The organism is Psychromarinibacter sp. S121 (genome assembly GCF_049801035.1).
Lineage (GTDB): Bacteria > Pseudomonadota > Alphaproteobacteria > Rhodobacterales > Rhodobacteraceae > Psychromarinibacter.
The window spans coordinates 1,007,033-1,021,130 of sequence record NZ_JBNAGE010000001.1; the positions used below are offsets into that span (position 1 = coordinate 1,007,033).

Sequence of the window (14,098 nt, forward strand, 5' to 3'; positions counted from 1 at the left end):
CTTGACTGAATCTGCGCGGTTCGGTGTGTAACGTGTTTGCAATCAGAGGGTTGAACGTGATCAGTGTGCTCGCCTCCATCATCGACGCCGTGGCGGTCGCGGTCCTTCTGGCCGGGCTGGTGATCGCAAGCGTCATGGGGTGGCGGACCTATGTCGCCGCATCCGGGCGTCCGTTCGAGCGGCTGTCGGGGCCGGTGCTGATCCGCTTCCGGCTGACGCTGGGCCGCTGGATGCTTGCGGGGCTGGAGGTGCTGATCGTGTCGGATATCCTGCATTCAATCGTTCACCGCAGCTTCACGGAAATCGGCATCCTCGGGCTGATCGTGCTGATCAGGTCCGTGATGTCCTACATGCTCGATCTCGAGATCGCGCGCATCGACAAGACAGAGGCCCTGACCGAGGGGGCCGCCGCAGAGGGGAAGTTCTCGTGACCAAAACCGACAAGACGTCGCCCGCCCCGCAAAAGCCCACGGTCGCCTGGGCCCTGCTGCCGATCGTCGTGCTGGTGGTGCTGCTGGCCGGTGCCTATGGCCTGTACGGGGACGAGGCGGCGGGCGGCGCGAACCAGATCGCGCTGTTGTTGGCGACGGTGGTTGCGGTGCTGGTCGGGCTGCGGTTCCACCAGCCGATGGAGGCGATGCGCGACGCGGCGCTGGAAAGCGTCGGCACGGGCTTGCCGGCGTTGTTCATCCTGCTGGCGGTCGGGGCGCTGATCGGCACATGGGCGATGAGCGGCACGCTGGTGGCGATGGTCTACTGGGGCCTGCAAATCCTGTCGCCGGATTACTTCTATTTCACCGTGGTGCTGATCTGCGCCGTCGTGGCGCTGTGCATCGGCAGTTCGTGGACGGTGGCGGGCACCATCGGCATCGGTCTGATGGGCGTCTCGATCGAGATGGGGCTGAACCCGGCGATTACCGCGGGCGCGGTGATCTCGGGCGCGTATTTCGGCGACAAGTCGTCACCCCTGTCGGACGCCACTAACCTTGCCACGGCGGCGGCGGGGTCGGACCTGTACAGCCACATCGTCGAGACGCTGTGGACCTCGGTCCCGGCGCTGCTGATCAGCCTTGTGCTGTTCTGGGTGCTGGGCTCGCCCGGCGAGTTCGACGCCTCGGGGCTGACCGACGGGCTGGCAGAGCGGTTCAACGTCGGGCTGCCGGCCTTCCTGCCGCTGATCCTTGTGCTGGTGCTTGCGGTTTTGCGGGTGCCTCCGTTCCTGACGATCTTTACCGGCGCGGTGGCGGGGGGACTGATGGCGGTCATCCTGAACCCGGCCATCGTGATCGAGGCGGCAGAGGCCCCGGACCTGCCGGACGTGCTGGCGCTGATCAAGGGCGTGTGGACGGCGATGGCGAACGGCTATGTCTCGGACAGCGGCGACGCGTCGCTGGACCAGTTGCTCAGCCGTGGCGGAATGGAAAGCATGCTGGTGACGATCTGGCTGATCCTGACCGCGCTGGCCTTTGGCGGGGTGGTGGACCGGATCGGGGTGCTGGACCGGCTGCTGACGCCGATCCTGCAGGCCGCGCGCACCACGGGACGGCTGATCCTGTCGCTGGTGGTGGCGGGGCTGGGGACGAACATCCTTGCCTCGGACCAGTACATCGCCATCGTCCTGCCCGGGAAGCTGTTCCAGTCCGCGTTCCGGCGGATGGGGCTGGCGCCGGTGGTGCTGTCGCGGGCGGTGGGGGATTCCTCGACCGTGACCAGCGCGCTGATCCCGTGGAACAGCTGCGGCGCCTACATGGCGGTGACGCTTGGGGTGGCGACCTTCGACTACCTGCCGTTCGCGTTCTTCAACCTCGCGAACCCGCTGATCACGGTGCTGTTCGGGTTCATGGGCTGGCGGATGATCTCGGCCAAGGACGCTCCGCCGGCCCGGCCTGCCGCGACGCCCGAGCCCTGAGTTTCGGCGGGGTGCCGGCGCCCTGCGAACCGAACGGAATTAGGTAATTCCGGGGCGCTGCCTCATTCCGGCCTTGGCCGGAAGGGGAGGATCGCCAAATTGTCGCCGCCCAAGCCAAGTGTCTCCGCAATGTTCGGGTACTCTTGGTCAAAGGTTGGTCAAAAGCTGGAGCGTGCGATGAACGGAGCCTGTCGGGAATGCGAGCACAAGTGCACGCACCGGGCAAGAACTTGTCCGCATTGTGGAGCACGCCGGCGCAGTTGGATCGACGGTATCGTATCGGGCGCGAACGATGCAGTGGTCGCATTGATCCTTGTCATGGCATTACTTGCCCTTATCGGAGCTGTGATGAACTGATCTGCATTGCGTGCGTTGTGTAATACAGGCATCAAGCTGTTTACGCCTGAAGGTGAGGAGACGGGTGCGATGATGAGGACGATTACAGCGAGCGATGGCCATACGCTCGATTGCTGGTTTCAGTCGGCAAATGGAACCCCGCGCGGCGGGCTTGTGATCCTTCAGGAGATCTTCGGCGTCACCGAACAGCTGAAGGGCGTCGCCCGGCACTACGCGGCGCAAAGCTACGAGGTCGCGATCCCGGCGCTGTTCGACAGGCAACGCCCCGGCGCCGTGGTCGATTTTTCGGACATCGCCACCGCCCGAGAACTGATGCAGGGCGCGGATCCGGACAAGGCGATGCTGGACATCGACGCCGCGGTCTCGGAGCTGTCGGGGCAGGGGCTGAAGGTCGGCGTCATGGGCTTTTGCTGGGGCGGCGGTCTGGCCGTGCGCGCGGCGCAGGAACTGGACGTCGCGGGCGCGGTGGTCTTCTACGGCACGCGGCTGCACAAGTATTTCGGCGCGCCGGTCAAGGCGCCGGTGCAGGGGCACTTCGGCGACACCGACGACCACACCCCGCCCGAGATCCTTGAAGCGGCGCAGGCGGAGTGGCCGGAGATGGAGATGTTCGTCTATGCGGCGGGCCATGCTTTCGCCAATGACGAGCGTCCGCAGGTCCACGACCCCGAGGCGACCGCCGTCGCGCACGAGCGCAGCGCCGCGTTCCTTGCGCGGGTCACCGGCTAGGCGTTTACGATCCGGTAATCCGCCGGCACGCTATGCGTCTGTACAAGGCGGACGTTCGGCAGGTCGTTGCCTTCCATCTTCACCTCGAAATCGTCGGGCGCCAGCGCCTTCCAGCGCTGGGCCAACCGCGCCTTCAGGGTGTCGTAGGGGACATCCAGAAATACCGTCGTGTCGAACCGGTCGGCCAGCGTGTTCCACGGATCGTCCTGCAACAGCAGGTAGTTGCCTTCAACCACGATGTGCCGCACCGACTGCGGGATGATCCGGGCGGCGTTGCGCGAAGTCTCGATGGCGCGGTCGAAGACCGGCACCGCGACCTCGGGCTCGTCGTTGGCGCGCAGGCGGTCCAGCATGTGACCGAAGCCGCGCACGTCGAAGGTGTGGGGCGCACCCTTGCGGGGCCGCCAGCCGCGCGCGTTCAGGATCATGTCGTCGTAATGGAAGCCGTCCATCGGGAAGACGGCGGCGCTGTCCGGCTCGGCCTCGTTCAGAAGCTCGGCAAGGCGGTCCGACACGGTCGATTTGCCCGCGCCGGGCGGGCCGGCGATGGCGGTGATCGTGCGGCCATTCGCGCCTTTCGACCGCACCACGTCGGGCAGGTCCTGGATGTCGATGATCTTGCTGTCCATCCGCGCGTTCTAGCCGGGCGAGGCCGTTGCGGCAATCGCCCGAAAACCGGTCAGGCGTCGGCGTCGGCCATGGTGCCGGGCGTCAGGTACTTTCCGCGGTACTGCTCGAACAGGGCCACCGTCCGCCGCGCGATGCCGGTCCAGCCAAAGGTGCGGCGGGCGAACCGCGCGCCTTCCACGTTCAGCTTGTGGCGCAACCAGTCGTGCTGCATCGGCATGTTCACCATCGCGGCGAATTCGACCGGGCGGGTGGGGTCGGCGACCAGCGCATGCTCGCCGAAGGTCACCTGCTCGAACAGGCCGCCGCGCGTGGTCAGCACCGTGGGCGTGCCGCAGGCCATAGCCTCGACCGCCGTCATCCCGAAGGGTTCATAGCGCGAGGGCAGGGCGAAGACGCCCGGCGCGCGGTAATAGTCGGCAAGGTCGTCATCCTCGACATACCCGCGCCAGTCGATCCTTTCGCCGATCTCAAGCTCGCCCGCCAGCTTCTGCCACGAGGCCAGCAGTTCCTTGTCCTTGTCCGAATTCGCCCCGGCCGCCAGAACCAGCCGCGCGTTGGGCTGCAACTCGGCGAGGTAGGGCATCGCCTTCAGGATCAGGTCATACCCCTTGTTGGTGGCGGCGCGGCCCACGACATAGACGTCGTCCGACGACATCCCAAGCCGCTGGCGCAGTTCGGCCAACTGGTCGGGCGTCACGGCGGTGAAGCGCTGTTCGTCGATGCCGGGCGGGATCATCGTGATGTGCTCGGCGGGCAGGTCGTAGTGATCCTCGATCAGTTGCGCCTGCTGCTCTGTCGTGGCGATAACGTGGTCGCAGGCGCGGTAGAGGACGAACTCTTTCTGGATGCGCTCTTTGAAGCGGTAGTTACCTTCGCCGTCGTCCTTGCCCAGCGATTTCATGTCCTTCTGCTTCCACCAGCCAAGGCTGTGGGGCGTGTGGACGTGGGGGATCTGCAATTCCTCGGCGATCTTCTGACCAGAGACGCCCGCGTCCCAATAGTGAGAATTCACCACGTCGTAGCGCAGATCCTGCGCGCGGATCGCGGCCAGCAGGTTCGACACGAAGTCGCCGTACCAGTCGTGCATGTCCTCCTTGCGGATGAAGTCACGGCCGCCGAAAGGAATGCGCCAGACGCGGAGGTTGTCGTTGATGCGATCCTCGGGGGGCTGGTCCTCGAACTGGCGGGTGACCACGTCGACCTTGTAGCCCAGCCGGGCAAAGCGTTTCGCAAGCTCCATGACGAAGACGACCTGACCGCCGGTGTCGGGCTTGCCGAGTTCCGGCGAGCCGGCGACGTAGCCGTGCAGGGAGATCATCATCAAAGAGCCCATCGAGTCGACGGTGTCGCGTGGCATCTGTTTTCCTTGTCTGTCCATCAGTCCGCTGTCTTGCCGGGAAGCGCGCCGTAATGGCGAAGCCCTTCCAGCACACCGCCCGCGTGGGGGGCTTGGGCGTGGTGAAAGGTTCCGGGAACAAGCGCGTCCAGCAATTCGGAACGCGCGTTGCGCACGGCGATCCCCATATGGCTAACCCGGAACATCGCCAGATCGTTCCCGCTGTCGCCGGCCACAATCAGGTCATCCGGGTCAAGCCCAAGATAACGCGTGAGAAAAAGGGCGGCCTTGTCCTTGCCGCCGGCGGTGGGGATGACGTCGAAATCGTCGCTGCCAGAGGCGATGACGGTGCAATCGTAGTCCGCCAGCGCATCCCGCGCGGCGCCCTGCGCGTCGGGCGGGACGGCGAAGCTGACCTTGCGCGGGGTCTGGTAGACCTCGGCGTGGGGCCGGTGGCCCAGACGTTCCAACGTCGCGAAAATCCTGTCGTGCGGCCAGCCGTGGAACCGCTGCTCCCAGCCCTCGAGCGGCGCGCCCTGCCATGCGATCTCGGTCCCCAGCGCGGTGATCACGCCATCGGGTTGCAGCGCAGGCGGAAAGACCGTGGCCAGCGTTTCGGCCACGCTTCCGGCCGGGCGGCTGGAATTCACCGCGAACCACAGCCGGTCGCGGTCCGCCGCCATCGCCTTGCCAAGCGCCTCCATCGCGGCGGGGTCGCCGGTCAGTGTGTCGTCGATGTCGCTGACCAGAAGCCAGGGGCGGGCAGGGGTCATGGTCACGTGTCCGATGGAGGCTCCAGTTGCGGTTGCACGTCGACGAGGTGGAACTGCGGGTCCGGAGGGTTGTGGCGCGTGGCGGTATAGACCGGCTCTTCCTCGGCCAGACGGCGGTCGAGCTTCTCGATGAAAATGTCCTCGGCCCGGACCGTTGCGCTTTCTGCGTAAAAGCCCACGTGTCCGTCGCAATAGCCGTCATCGACCACGCACAGCGTCACCTGACCGTTCAGCGAGAACTCGATGTAAGAGCCGTGCGTGACGACCTCGACGTCTATATCGGTGGCTTGGAACAGCGGGACGAAGTTGCCGGCCTGAAGCGTCTCGTACCGGAAGGCGTGTTCGAACTCGGGCCGGGGGTTGGCGCCCCAGCGGCGCAGCTGGGCGTAGCCCTTCCACAGGTCGAGCGCGAGGTAATAGCCGTCGCCGTCCTCGTTGACCCGCAGCACAAGCCCGCATTTGCCTTGCCCGTCCAACGAGATCCGGGCGCGCAGGCGGAAGTCCTCGTGCTGACCGGGCAGCAGGAACGCCTCGAAGCCCGAGGGGCAGGACATGGTGACCGCGTCCTCGCCGCAGGTCAGAGTGGCATTGGGGTTGCCGTAAAGCTGGGTCATCTCGGTGCTGCGGGTGACCTGCACCGCGCGGCCCGCCAGCGCGTCGAAGCCCGAGAAGGATTTCAGCATCAGCCGTCCGCGCCGGTCGGTGATCAGTTCCTTCGGCGGCGGCAGCATCCGGGCGATCACCTCGCGGCCATAGATGACTTCCTTGCGCTGGAAGAAGTTGAACAGCAGGTATCGGTCGCCTGCCTTGCAGACCCGCGCGGCGTAGTTGCCCTTGGGCAGCAGCACGTTGTCGGCGAAGTTCATGAACGGCCCGCCGATGTCGTCGGCGTACCAGTAATGGATCTTCACGTCCTCGCGGATCGACCCGATCAGGTAGACCTTGTCGTCCAGCTTGAACAGGTTCGGCACCTCGACATCGTCGTACAGGCCGGGGCGGTACAGCGGCGGCTCGAACTGCCACTGGTCGGCGGCGGTCTCGCGGGTGACGCTGACGCAGCCGCGCCGGATCACCGGGCCCTCGTTCACCCGCGCCGCCGCCAGCAGCAGGCGGTCGCCGGTGTCGGGGTCGTGGTAGAAGAACGGATCGCGGAACGAGACCCAGTTGCGGCCCTCGTCCGAGCTGCATTCGTACCACTGGCCCGAGACTTCGAGCGGGTAGGCGGGGTCCTCGGACCGGGTCCACGTGTAAAGATCGTCCGACACCGCCAGCCCGACGCGCTGCACCCGGCCGTATTCGTGGCGGCTGAGGCCGGTGTAGAACATGCGCCAGCGGCCCGGCACGTCCGGGTCCGCCGAGACATGCATCGTCCATAGCATGTCGTCGTCCCACGCGCCGGGATCGTCAACGAACAGCGCGTTCTGGACCCGGCGCCACGTCATCCCGTCGCGGCTGACCGCATGGGCGATGAAATCGTGGTTCGGCAGGACGAGGTGGAACAGGTGATATTCGCCGTCATGATAGACGACATCGACGTCCCCGATGTCGGAGCGCAGGAAACCGTGAGAAGCGTACATGAGCGAAGCATGTAGTGCGGACGGCCTCGTTGCAAATCCCGACTGCCGTTAAGGAAGATCACGCACCGGGCCGCGCGCATGCGGGCGGTCGGTCGGCGCGGATCGGGACGCGGCATGCGATGTGCGCATAACGAACTGCCTGCAAGATAAACAGGGCGATGCTTCTCGCTCAAATTATGGGCATACGGGGCGGCTGCGTGGGCCGGTTTGACCCCATTTCAACCCGAGACGCTGCGTCGCGCTGCACCCTCACCGTATCAACTCGCTCGGGAGTTCCGAATCCATTCGGACCTCTCGAAAGTGCCGGCGCCGCGTTCATGGCTGTCCGCGATGCCCGGCACGGGTGCAACAAGATAGGCGGGGGGACAGCCGGCAGCACACAGCGTTACGGGAGAGGTTCCGCTCCGGTCTGCCAGCATCGATCTTCACGCCAAATTCCGAAGGGATGGATTAATGTCTAAATTCACCAAGGCTCTGCTCGGCGCGACCGCCGCTGCCGCTTTCGCCAGCCACGCGTCCGCCCAGGACGTGGCCTGCCCGATCAAGGTCGGCGTGCTGCACTCGCTGTCGGGTACGATGGCGATCTCCGAGACCACGCTGAAAGACACCATGCTGATGCTGGTCGAGCAGCAGAACGCCAAGGGTGGCGTGCTGGGCTGCGAACTGGAAGCCGTCGTCGTCGACCCGGCCTCGGACTGGCCGCTGTTCGCTGAAAAAGCGCGCGAACTGCTGACCGTCCACGAAGTCGACGTGATGTTCGGCAACTGGACCTCGGTGTCGCGGAAGTCGGTTCTGCCGGTGATCGAAGAGCTGAACGGCCTGCTGTTCTACCCGGTGCAGTACGAAGGTGAAGAGTCGTCCAAGAACGTGTTCTACACCGGCGCTGCTCCCAACCAGCAGGCGATCCCGGCGGTTGACTACTTCCTGGAAGAACTGGGCGTCGAGAAATTCGCGCTGCTGGGCACCGACTATGTCTACCCGCGCACCACGAACAACATTCTCGAGTCCTACCTGCAGGACAAGGGCATCGCCGCCGAAGACATCTTCGTCAACTACACCCCCTTCGGCCACTCGGACTGGGCGACCATCGTCGCCGACGTCAAGGAACTGGCCGCTGACGGCAGCCAGGTCGGCGTGATCTCGACCATCAACGGCGACGCCAACGTCGGCTTCTACAAGGAACTCGCGGCTGCCGGCATCGACGCCGCCGACATCCCCGTTGTGGCCTTCTCGGTGGGTGAAGAGGAACTGTCGGGTCTCGACACCTCGAACCTCGTCGGCCACCTGGCTGCGTGGAACTACTTCATGTCCGCCGACACCGACGCGAACGAAGAGTTCATCGCCGCGTGGCACGAGTTCATCGGCGATGACAGCCGCGTGACCAACGACCCGATGGAAGCCCACTACATCGGCTTCAACATGTGGGTGAACGCGGTCGAAGCCGCCGGCACCACCGAGGTCGACGCCGTGCGCGAAAACATGTGGGGCCAGGAGTTCCCGAACCTGACCGGCGGCACCGCCGTGATGGGCGTGAACCACCACCTGTCCAAGCCGGTCCTGATCGGCGAGATCCTGGCCGACGGCCAGTTCGACATCATCTCGGAAACCGATCCGGTTCCGGGCGACGCATGGACCGACTTCCTGCCGGAATCCGCCGTCCTCGTGTCGGACTGGAAGGATCTCGAGTGCGGCATGTACAACACCGAGACCGAGACCTGCGTGCAGATCGAATCCAACTACTGATCTGACCTGACCATCGGGCGGGGGGCCGGTTCCGGTTCCCCGCCTGCATATCCAGAAGTCCGCGGCATCGCGATGCTGCACAATGTCCGGGACCGCGCATGACCCGTCTCCTTCGACTTCTTGCCGCTTGTCTGTTCGCCCTGCTTCCCGCCGCCGCGATGGCGCAGGACACCGACGACCTCAGCGAGATACAGGCCCTCCTTCAGGAACATCGCGAAATCATCGAGAAAAGCTCGCGCCGCACCATCGGCCCGGCCATCGATGCCATCGCCGCCAGCGGCCTGCCTGCCGCGCAGGATGTGCTGGAACGCTGGCAGGCCCGCGAGATGTGGCAGCGCACCGATGACGGGCTGTTCTTCTTCACCGAGGAAGCCGGCGAGGACGCGAACGGCGAGGACCTGCTGACCCTGTTCGACATCGCGACCGGGGAAGAGGTGGGCACCGTCCTTGAAGACGACATGGACCAGCTGAAGCCCAACAGCGGCATCCGCGCCATGATGGGCGCGGCGCTTGTGCGCTTCCAGCTGACCGACCCCAACGACCGGGTGCGCAACCGCGCCCTGACCGCCATCGAGCGCGACGCTCAGGACTCGCACCTTGCCACGCTGCGCTCGGTCATCGCCGAGGAAACGAACCCCGCCATCGCCGCCCGCATGGCGCGGCTGGAGCGGCTGCTGACCATCCGGTTCGGCGAGGACGATGCCGAGCGGATCGAGGCCATCGAAAGCTTCTCGGGCGATCTTGGCGTCGACCTTCGCGCGACGCTCAATCCGCTGGTGCAGACCGAACTGCGCGTTGCCGAGGGCGAGGCGCCCGAAGGCGAAGACGTCGCCCGCGTGCTGCGCCCCGGCTCGGAGGCGCTGAGCAAGGCCGACGCCTATACCCTGCTGGTCCGCGAGGAACTGGCCCCACCGCTGATCAGCGGTGACGACCAGAAGGCGGCCCTGGTGGCGAACATCATCGACGGGCAGGTGGCGGGCATTCAGGTCGCCGACCTGAACACCGACGACGCCCGCGACCTGGCCTATGCGGAACTGGTCCGGCAGGGCGCGGTCGAGGCCGCCGCGACCGAGGATGAAATCGACGAGATCATCGACGGCTACGCCTTTTACGAGGTCTACACCGCCACCTCGCCCGAGGTCGTGGCCGCCGCGCTGGGCGCGCTTCGGTCGATCGATACCAAGGTCGCGGTGAACCAGTTCCTTGACCTGACGCTGGACGCGCTGTCGCTGGCCTCGATCTATTTCCTTGCGGCCATCGGCCTTGCGATCACCTTCGGCGTGATGCGGGTGATCAACATGGCGCATGGCGAGTTCATCATGATGGGCGCCTACACCGGCTACGTGGTGCAGCAGATCATCCCGAACTACACCGCGTCCATCGCCGTCGCGATCCCGCTGGCCTTCGTGGTGACCTTCGCCGCGGGCGTGGCGATGGAGCGGCTGGTGATCCGCTGGCTGTATCACCGCCCGCTGGAAACCCTGCTGGCGACGTTCGGCATCTCGATCGCGCTGCAGCAGCTGGCCAAGAACATCTTCGGCACGCAGGCGCGTCCGCTGACCTCGCCCGACTGGCTGGGCGGCGCGCTGGTGTTCAACGACGTGGTCTCGATCAGCTATATCCGGGTCGCGATCTTCGTGCTGGCGCTGATCTTCCTTGGCGTCTTCCTGTTCATCATGAACAGGACCCGCGTCGGGCTGGAAGTCCGCGCGGTGACCCAGAACCCGCGGATGGCGGCGTCGATGGGGATCAATCCCGACAAGATCAACATGCTGACCTTCGGGCTTGGCTCTGGCATCGCCGGGATCGCGGGGGTGGCCATCGGGCTGTATGCGCAGGTCACGTCCGAGCTGGGGCAGGGCTATATCGTGCAGTCGTTCATGACGGTCGTCGTCGGCGGCGTCGGCAACATCTGGGGCACGCTGCTGGGTGCGACGCTGATCGGCTTCCTTCAGAAGTTCATCGAGTGGTTCAACCCGTCCAACACGCTGGCGGCGCAGACCTACATGATCATCTTCATCATCATCTTCATCCAGTTCCGGCCACGGGGGCTTATCGCCCTCAAGGGCCGCGCGGCGGAGGCCTGACCGATGACCGCCACGACAACAAACCCCGCCTTCGGCTCGGGCCGCCGCAAGCCCTTCGTGATGCGCAACCCGTCGGTGCTGGTGTTCCTCGCCTGCCTTGCGATCTTCACCGTGGGCGTCACGATCCTGTCCGAGGGCTTCGGCATCGGCGTGATCTCGACCTCGTTCATCAAGACGCTGGGCAAGACGCTGTGCCTGTGCCTGATCGCCGTCGCGATGGACGTGGTCTGGGGCTATACCGGCATCCTGTCGCTGGGCCATTTCGCCTTCTTCGGTCTTGGCGGCTATGCCATCGGCATGTGGCTGATGTACGAGCGCACCCGGCTGATCGTGGCGGAATCGATGTCCAACGCCGCCCTGCCGCCGACGCCCGAAGAAATCTCCAGCGGCATCGCCACGCAGATTTTCGGCGTGGTTGGGGCGTCCGAGTTTCCGCCGATCTGGGCCTTTGCCCACTCGCTGCCGCTGCAGTTGCTGGCGGTGGTGCTGGTGCCGGGGCTTCTGGCGCTGGTGTTCGGCTGGCTCGCCTTCCGCAGCCGGGTGACGGGCGTGTACCTGTCGATCCTGACGCAGGCGATGACGCTGGCGCTGTCGCTGTACCTGTTCCAGAACGACAGCGGCCTGCGCGGCAACAACGGCCTCTCGGGGCTGCAGAACCTGCCCGGTGTCACCGCCAGTCAGGACATCGTGTCGATGTGGTTCCTGTGGGCCTCGGCCTTCGCGCTTGGCGCGGGCTACCTGCTGTGCGCATGGGTGGTGTCGGGCAAGTTCGGCTCGGTGATCCGCGGCATCCGGGACGACGAGGCGCGGGTGCGGTTCCTCGGCTATTCGGTCGAGGGCTACAAGCTGTTCGTCTTCACCTTCACCGCCGTGATCGCGGGCATCGCCGGGGCGCTGTACTACCCGCAGGCGGGCATCATCAACCCGGCCGAGATCGCGCCCATCGCGTCGATCTACCTTGCGGTCTGGGTGGCGATCGGCGGTCGTGGACGGCTGTACGGCGCGGTGATCGGCGCGGCCTTCGTGTCGCTGGTGTCGACCTATTTCACCGGCGGGCAGGCGCCCTCGATCAACCTCGGCTTCTACACGATCAACTGGGTCGACTGGTGGCTGATCCTGCTGGGCCTGACCTTCGTGCTGGTCACGCTGTTCTTCCCGAAAGGCATCGGCGGGCTGTTCGACCTGATCACCGACCGCCGCTCGCCCGACCGCCACGGCGCCGACCTTGGCCCCGATCAGGGCGCCCTGCGTGAGAAGGAGGCCGAAGAATGAACGCTGCCGCCGCCACCGCCGCCGCCCCGCGCAACGACCGTCTGCTGGAAGTCTCCGGCGTGTCGGTCTCGTTCGACGGGTTCAAGGCGATCAACAACCTGTCCTTCTCGATCGGCAAGGCCGAGCTGCGCGCGGTCATCGGACCGAACGGGGCGGGCAAGACCACCTTCATGGATATCGTCACCGGCAAGACCCGCCCGGACGAGGGCAAGGTCATCTGGGGCGACCGCAGCGTCTCGCTGCTGCGGATGAACGAAGCCAAGATCGCGCAGGCCGGGGTCGGGCGCAAATTCCAGCGGCCTACGGTGTTCGAGGACCAGTCGGTGTTCGACAACCTGCTGATGGCCCTGCGCAACGGGCGCAGCGCGTGGACGGTGCTGTTCTACAAGCCGTCCGACGAGGACCGGGCGCGGGTGGTGGCGCTGGCCGAAGAGATCGGGCTGGAAACCCAGCTTGCCCGCAAGTCGGGCGAGCTGTCGCACGGCCAGAAGCAATGGCTGGAGATCGGCATGCTGCTGGCGCAGGAGCCCCAGCTTCTGCTGGTCGACGAACCCGCCGCAGGCATGACCCCGGCCGAGCGCGAGCACACGACCGACATCCTGAAGGAAGCGGCGAAGACCCGCGCCGTGGTGGTGGTCGAGCACGACATGGAATTCGTGCGGCGGCTGGACTGCAAGGTGACCGTTCTGCACGAAGGCTCGGTGCTGGCCGAAGGCTCGCTGGACCACGTAACGAAGAACGAGCAGGTCATCGAAGTGTATCTGGGGCGGTGACACGGATGACCGGCCCCCTGACCTTGCCGCCCCCGCCGCGCGGAAACAGAGAGACCCCGACATGCTAGACACCCGCGATCTCACGCTTCACTACGGCGGCAGCCAGATCCTGTACGGCATCGACCTGTCGGCGCAGGCGGGCAAGGTGACTTGCGTGATGGGAACGAACGGGGTCGGCAAGACCTCGCTTCTGAAGGCGCTGTCGGGCACCCACCAACGCACCGCCGGCAGCTATACGCTGGATGGCGAGGACATCGGCCGCATCCCGGCGCATATGCTGGCGCAGAAGGGCATCGGCTACGTGCCGCAGGGGCGCGACATCTTCCCGCTGATGACGGTGCGCGAGAACATGGAGACGGCTTACGCCTGCCTGCCCAAGTCCGAGCACCATATCCCCGACGAGATCTTCGAGTTGTTCCCGATCCTGAAGGAATTCATGAACCGCCGTGGCGGCGACCTGTCGGGCGGCCAGCAGCAGCAGCTTGCCATCGCCCGCGCGATGATCACCAAGCCCAAGGTCCTGCTCCTGGACGAGCCGACCGAGGGCATCCAGCCCAACATCATCCAGCAGATCGGCCGGGTGATCGAATACCTGCGCGACCGGGGCGACATGGCGATCATCCTTGTCGAACAGTATTTCGCCTTCGCCTACGACCTTGCCGATACGTTCTACGTGCTCGAGCGCGGCTCGGTCACCATGTCGGGCGCGAAGTCCGAGCTGGAACGCGACAAGCTGCTCGCCGCCGTCTCGGTCTGAACGGACGGCGCAAAGGGGGCGCTGCCCCCGCCGCCTGACGGCGGCTCCCCCGAGGTATTTGGAAAGAGAAGAAGCCAGGGCGCGCGACCCTGGCTTCTTTGGTCCGGAAATATCCTGGGGGGAGGCCCGCAGGGCCGGGGGCCAAAGCCCCCTTG

12 protein-coding genes are annotated in these 14,098 nt (G+C 65.7%); 8 read left to right on the forward strand and 4 right to left on the reverse strand.

Going from position 1 to position 14,098, the window contains the following annotated elements; all coding sequences use genetic code 11:
* Nucleotides 1–65: 65 nt before the first annotated feature.
* The 3 genes from ACP156_RS04895 to ACP156_RS04905 all read left to right on the forward strand — a co-directional run bounded on the left by ACP156_RS04895 (nucleotide 66) and on the right by ACP156_RS04905 (nucleotide 2,995).
* Nucleotides 66–431 carry a DUF1622 domain-containing protein gene (locus ACP156_RS04895; protein WP_425050184.1) on the forward strand — a complete coding sequence of 122 codons (366 nt, stop codon included), beginning with the start codon at nucleotides 66–68 and terminating at the stop codon, nucleotides 429–431.
* A complete protein-coding gene (gene nhaC, locus ACP156_RS04900) occupies nucleotides 428–1,909 on the forward strand; it encodes a Na+/H+ antiporter NhaC (RefSeq protein ID WP_425050185.1) in 1,482 nt (493 codons plus the stop codon). The genes ACP156_RS04895 and nhaC overlap by 4 nt, the downstream gene beginning before the upstream one ends.
* 426 nt (nucleotides 1,910–2,335) lie before the next feature.
* On the forward strand, nucleotides 2,336–2,995 hold the full coding sequence (locus ACP156_RS04905; protein WP_425050186.1) for a dienelactone hydrolase family protein: 660 nt from the start codon (nucleotides 2,336–2,338) through the stop codon (nucleotides 2,993–2,995).
* Here ACP156_RS04905 and ACP156_RS04910 read toward each other — a convergent pair.
* The 4 genes from ACP156_RS04910 to ACP156_RS04925 are packed head-to-tail and all read right to left on the reverse strand — an operon-like array spanning nucleotide 2,992 to nucleotide 7,311.
* Complete coding sequence (locus tag ACP156_RS04910) at nucleotides 2,992–3,624, reverse strand: AAA family ATPase (RefSeq protein ID WP_425050187.1); 633 nt, start codon at nucleotides 3,622–3,624, stop codon at nucleotides 2,992–2,994. The genes ACP156_RS04905 and ACP156_RS04910 overlap by 4 nt on opposite strands.
* 50 nt (nucleotides 3,625–3,674) lie before the next feature.
* Nucleotides 3,675–4,982: a glycosyltransferase gene (locus ACP156_RS04915; protein WP_425050188.1), complete on the reverse strand. Its 1,308-nt coding sequence runs from the start codon at nucleotides 4,980–4,982 to the stop codon at nucleotides 3,675–3,677.
* 20 nt (nucleotides 4,983–5,002) lie between these two features.
* Nucleotides 5,003–5,734, reverse strand: coding sequence for an HAD family hydrolase (locus ACP156_RS04920; RefSeq protein ID WP_425050189.1), 732 nt, complete (start codon nucleotides 5,732–5,734; stop codon nucleotides 5,003–5,005).
* A gap of 2 nt (nucleotides 5,735–5,736) precedes the next feature.
* Entirely contained in the window at nucleotides 5,737–7,311 is a 1,575-nt protein-coding gene (locus tag ACP156_RS04925) for a hypothetical protein (protein WP_425050190.1), read from the reverse strand.
* A gap of 453 nt (nucleotides 7,312–7,764) precedes the next feature.
* Between ACP156_RS04925 and urtA the strand changes: the two genes are divergently transcribed.
* From urtA to urtE, 5 genes are all read left to right on the forward strand, one after another.
* Nucleotides 7,765–9,054, forward strand: a complete 1,290-nt coding sequence (urtA, locus tag ACP156_RS04930) for an urea ABC transporter substrate-binding protein (RefSeq protein ID WP_425050191.1) — start codon at nucleotides 7,765–7,767, stop codon at nucleotides 9,052–9,054.
* Between the two features lie 98 nt (nucleotides 9,055–9,152).
* Complete coding sequence (urtB, locus tag ACP156_RS04935; protein WP_425050192.1) at nucleotides 9,153–11,141, forward strand: urea ABC transporter permease subunit UrtB; 1,989 nt, start codon at nucleotides 9,153–9,155, stop codon at nucleotides 11,139–11,141.
* A gap of 3 nt (nucleotides 11,142–11,144) precedes the next feature.
* Complete coding sequence (urtC, locus tag ACP156_RS04940) at nucleotides 11,145–12,413, forward strand: urea ABC transporter permease subunit UrtC (protein ID WP_425050193.1); 1,269 nt, start codon at nucleotides 11,145–11,147, stop codon at nucleotides 12,411–12,413.
* Nucleotides 12,410–13,186 (forward strand): urea ABC transporter ATP-binding protein UrtD, encoded by a 777-nt coding sequence (gene urtD / locus ACP156_RS04945; RefSeq protein ID WP_425050194.1) that lies wholly within the window; start codon nucleotides 12,410–12,412, stop codon nucleotides 13,184–13,186. The genes urtC and urtD overlap by 4 nt, the downstream gene beginning before the upstream one ends.
* Nucleotides 13,187–13,247: 61 nt before the next feature.
* Nucleotides 13,248–13,943 carry an urea ABC transporter ATP-binding subunit UrtE gene (gene urtE / locus ACP156_RS04950; RefSeq protein WP_425050195.1) on the forward strand — a complete coding sequence of 232 codons (696 nt, stop codon included), beginning with the start codon at nucleotides 13,248–13,250 and terminating at the stop codon, nucleotides 13,941–13,943.
* Nucleotides 13,944–14,098: the final 155 nt, after the last annotated feature.

What these genes read in the sequence shown, in the direction of transcription:
- urtC (WP_425050193.1), top strand. Translation starts at nt 11,145, where the DNA reads ATGACCGCCACGACAACAAACCCCGCCTTCGGCTCGGGCCGCCGCAAG.
- ACP156_RS04910 (WP_425050187.1), bottom strand. Translation starts at nt 3,624, where the DNA reads ATGGACAGCAAGATCATCGACATCCAGGACCTGCCCGACGTGGTGCGG.
- ACP156_RS04920 (WP_425050189.1), bottom strand. Translation starts at nt 5,734, where the DNA reads ATGACCCCTGCCCGCCCCTGGCTTCTGGTCAGCGACATCGACGACACA.
- ACP156_RS04925 (WP_425050190.1), bottom strand. Translation starts at nt 7,311, where the DNA reads ATGTACGCTTCTCACGGTTTCCTGCGCTCCGACATCGGGGACGTCGAT.
- urtE (WP_425050195.1), top strand. Translation starts at nt 13,248, where the DNA reads ATGCTAGACACCCGCGATCTCACGCTTCACTACGGCGGCAGCCAGATC.
- ACP156_RS04915 (WP_425050188.1), bottom strand. Translation starts at nt 4,982, where the DNA reads ATGCCACGCGACACCGTCGACTCGATGGGCTCTTTGATGATGATCTCC.
- urtA (WP_425050191.1), top strand. Translation starts at nt 7,765, where the DNA reads ATGTCTAAATTCACCAAGGCTCTGCTCGGCGCGACCGCCGCTGCCGCT.
- urtD (WP_425050194.1), top strand. Translation starts at nt 12,410, where the DNA reads ATGAACGCTGCCGCCGCCACCGCCGCCGCCCCGCGCAACGACCGTCTG.
- ACP156_RS04905 (WP_425050186.1), top strand. Translation starts at nt 2,336, where the DNA reads ATGATGAGGACGATTACAGCGAGCGATGGCCATACGCTCGATTGCTGG.
- urtB (WP_425050192.1), top strand. Translation starts at nt 9,153, where the DNA reads ATGACCCGTCTCCTTCGACTTCTTGCCGCTTGTCTGTTCGCCCTGCTT.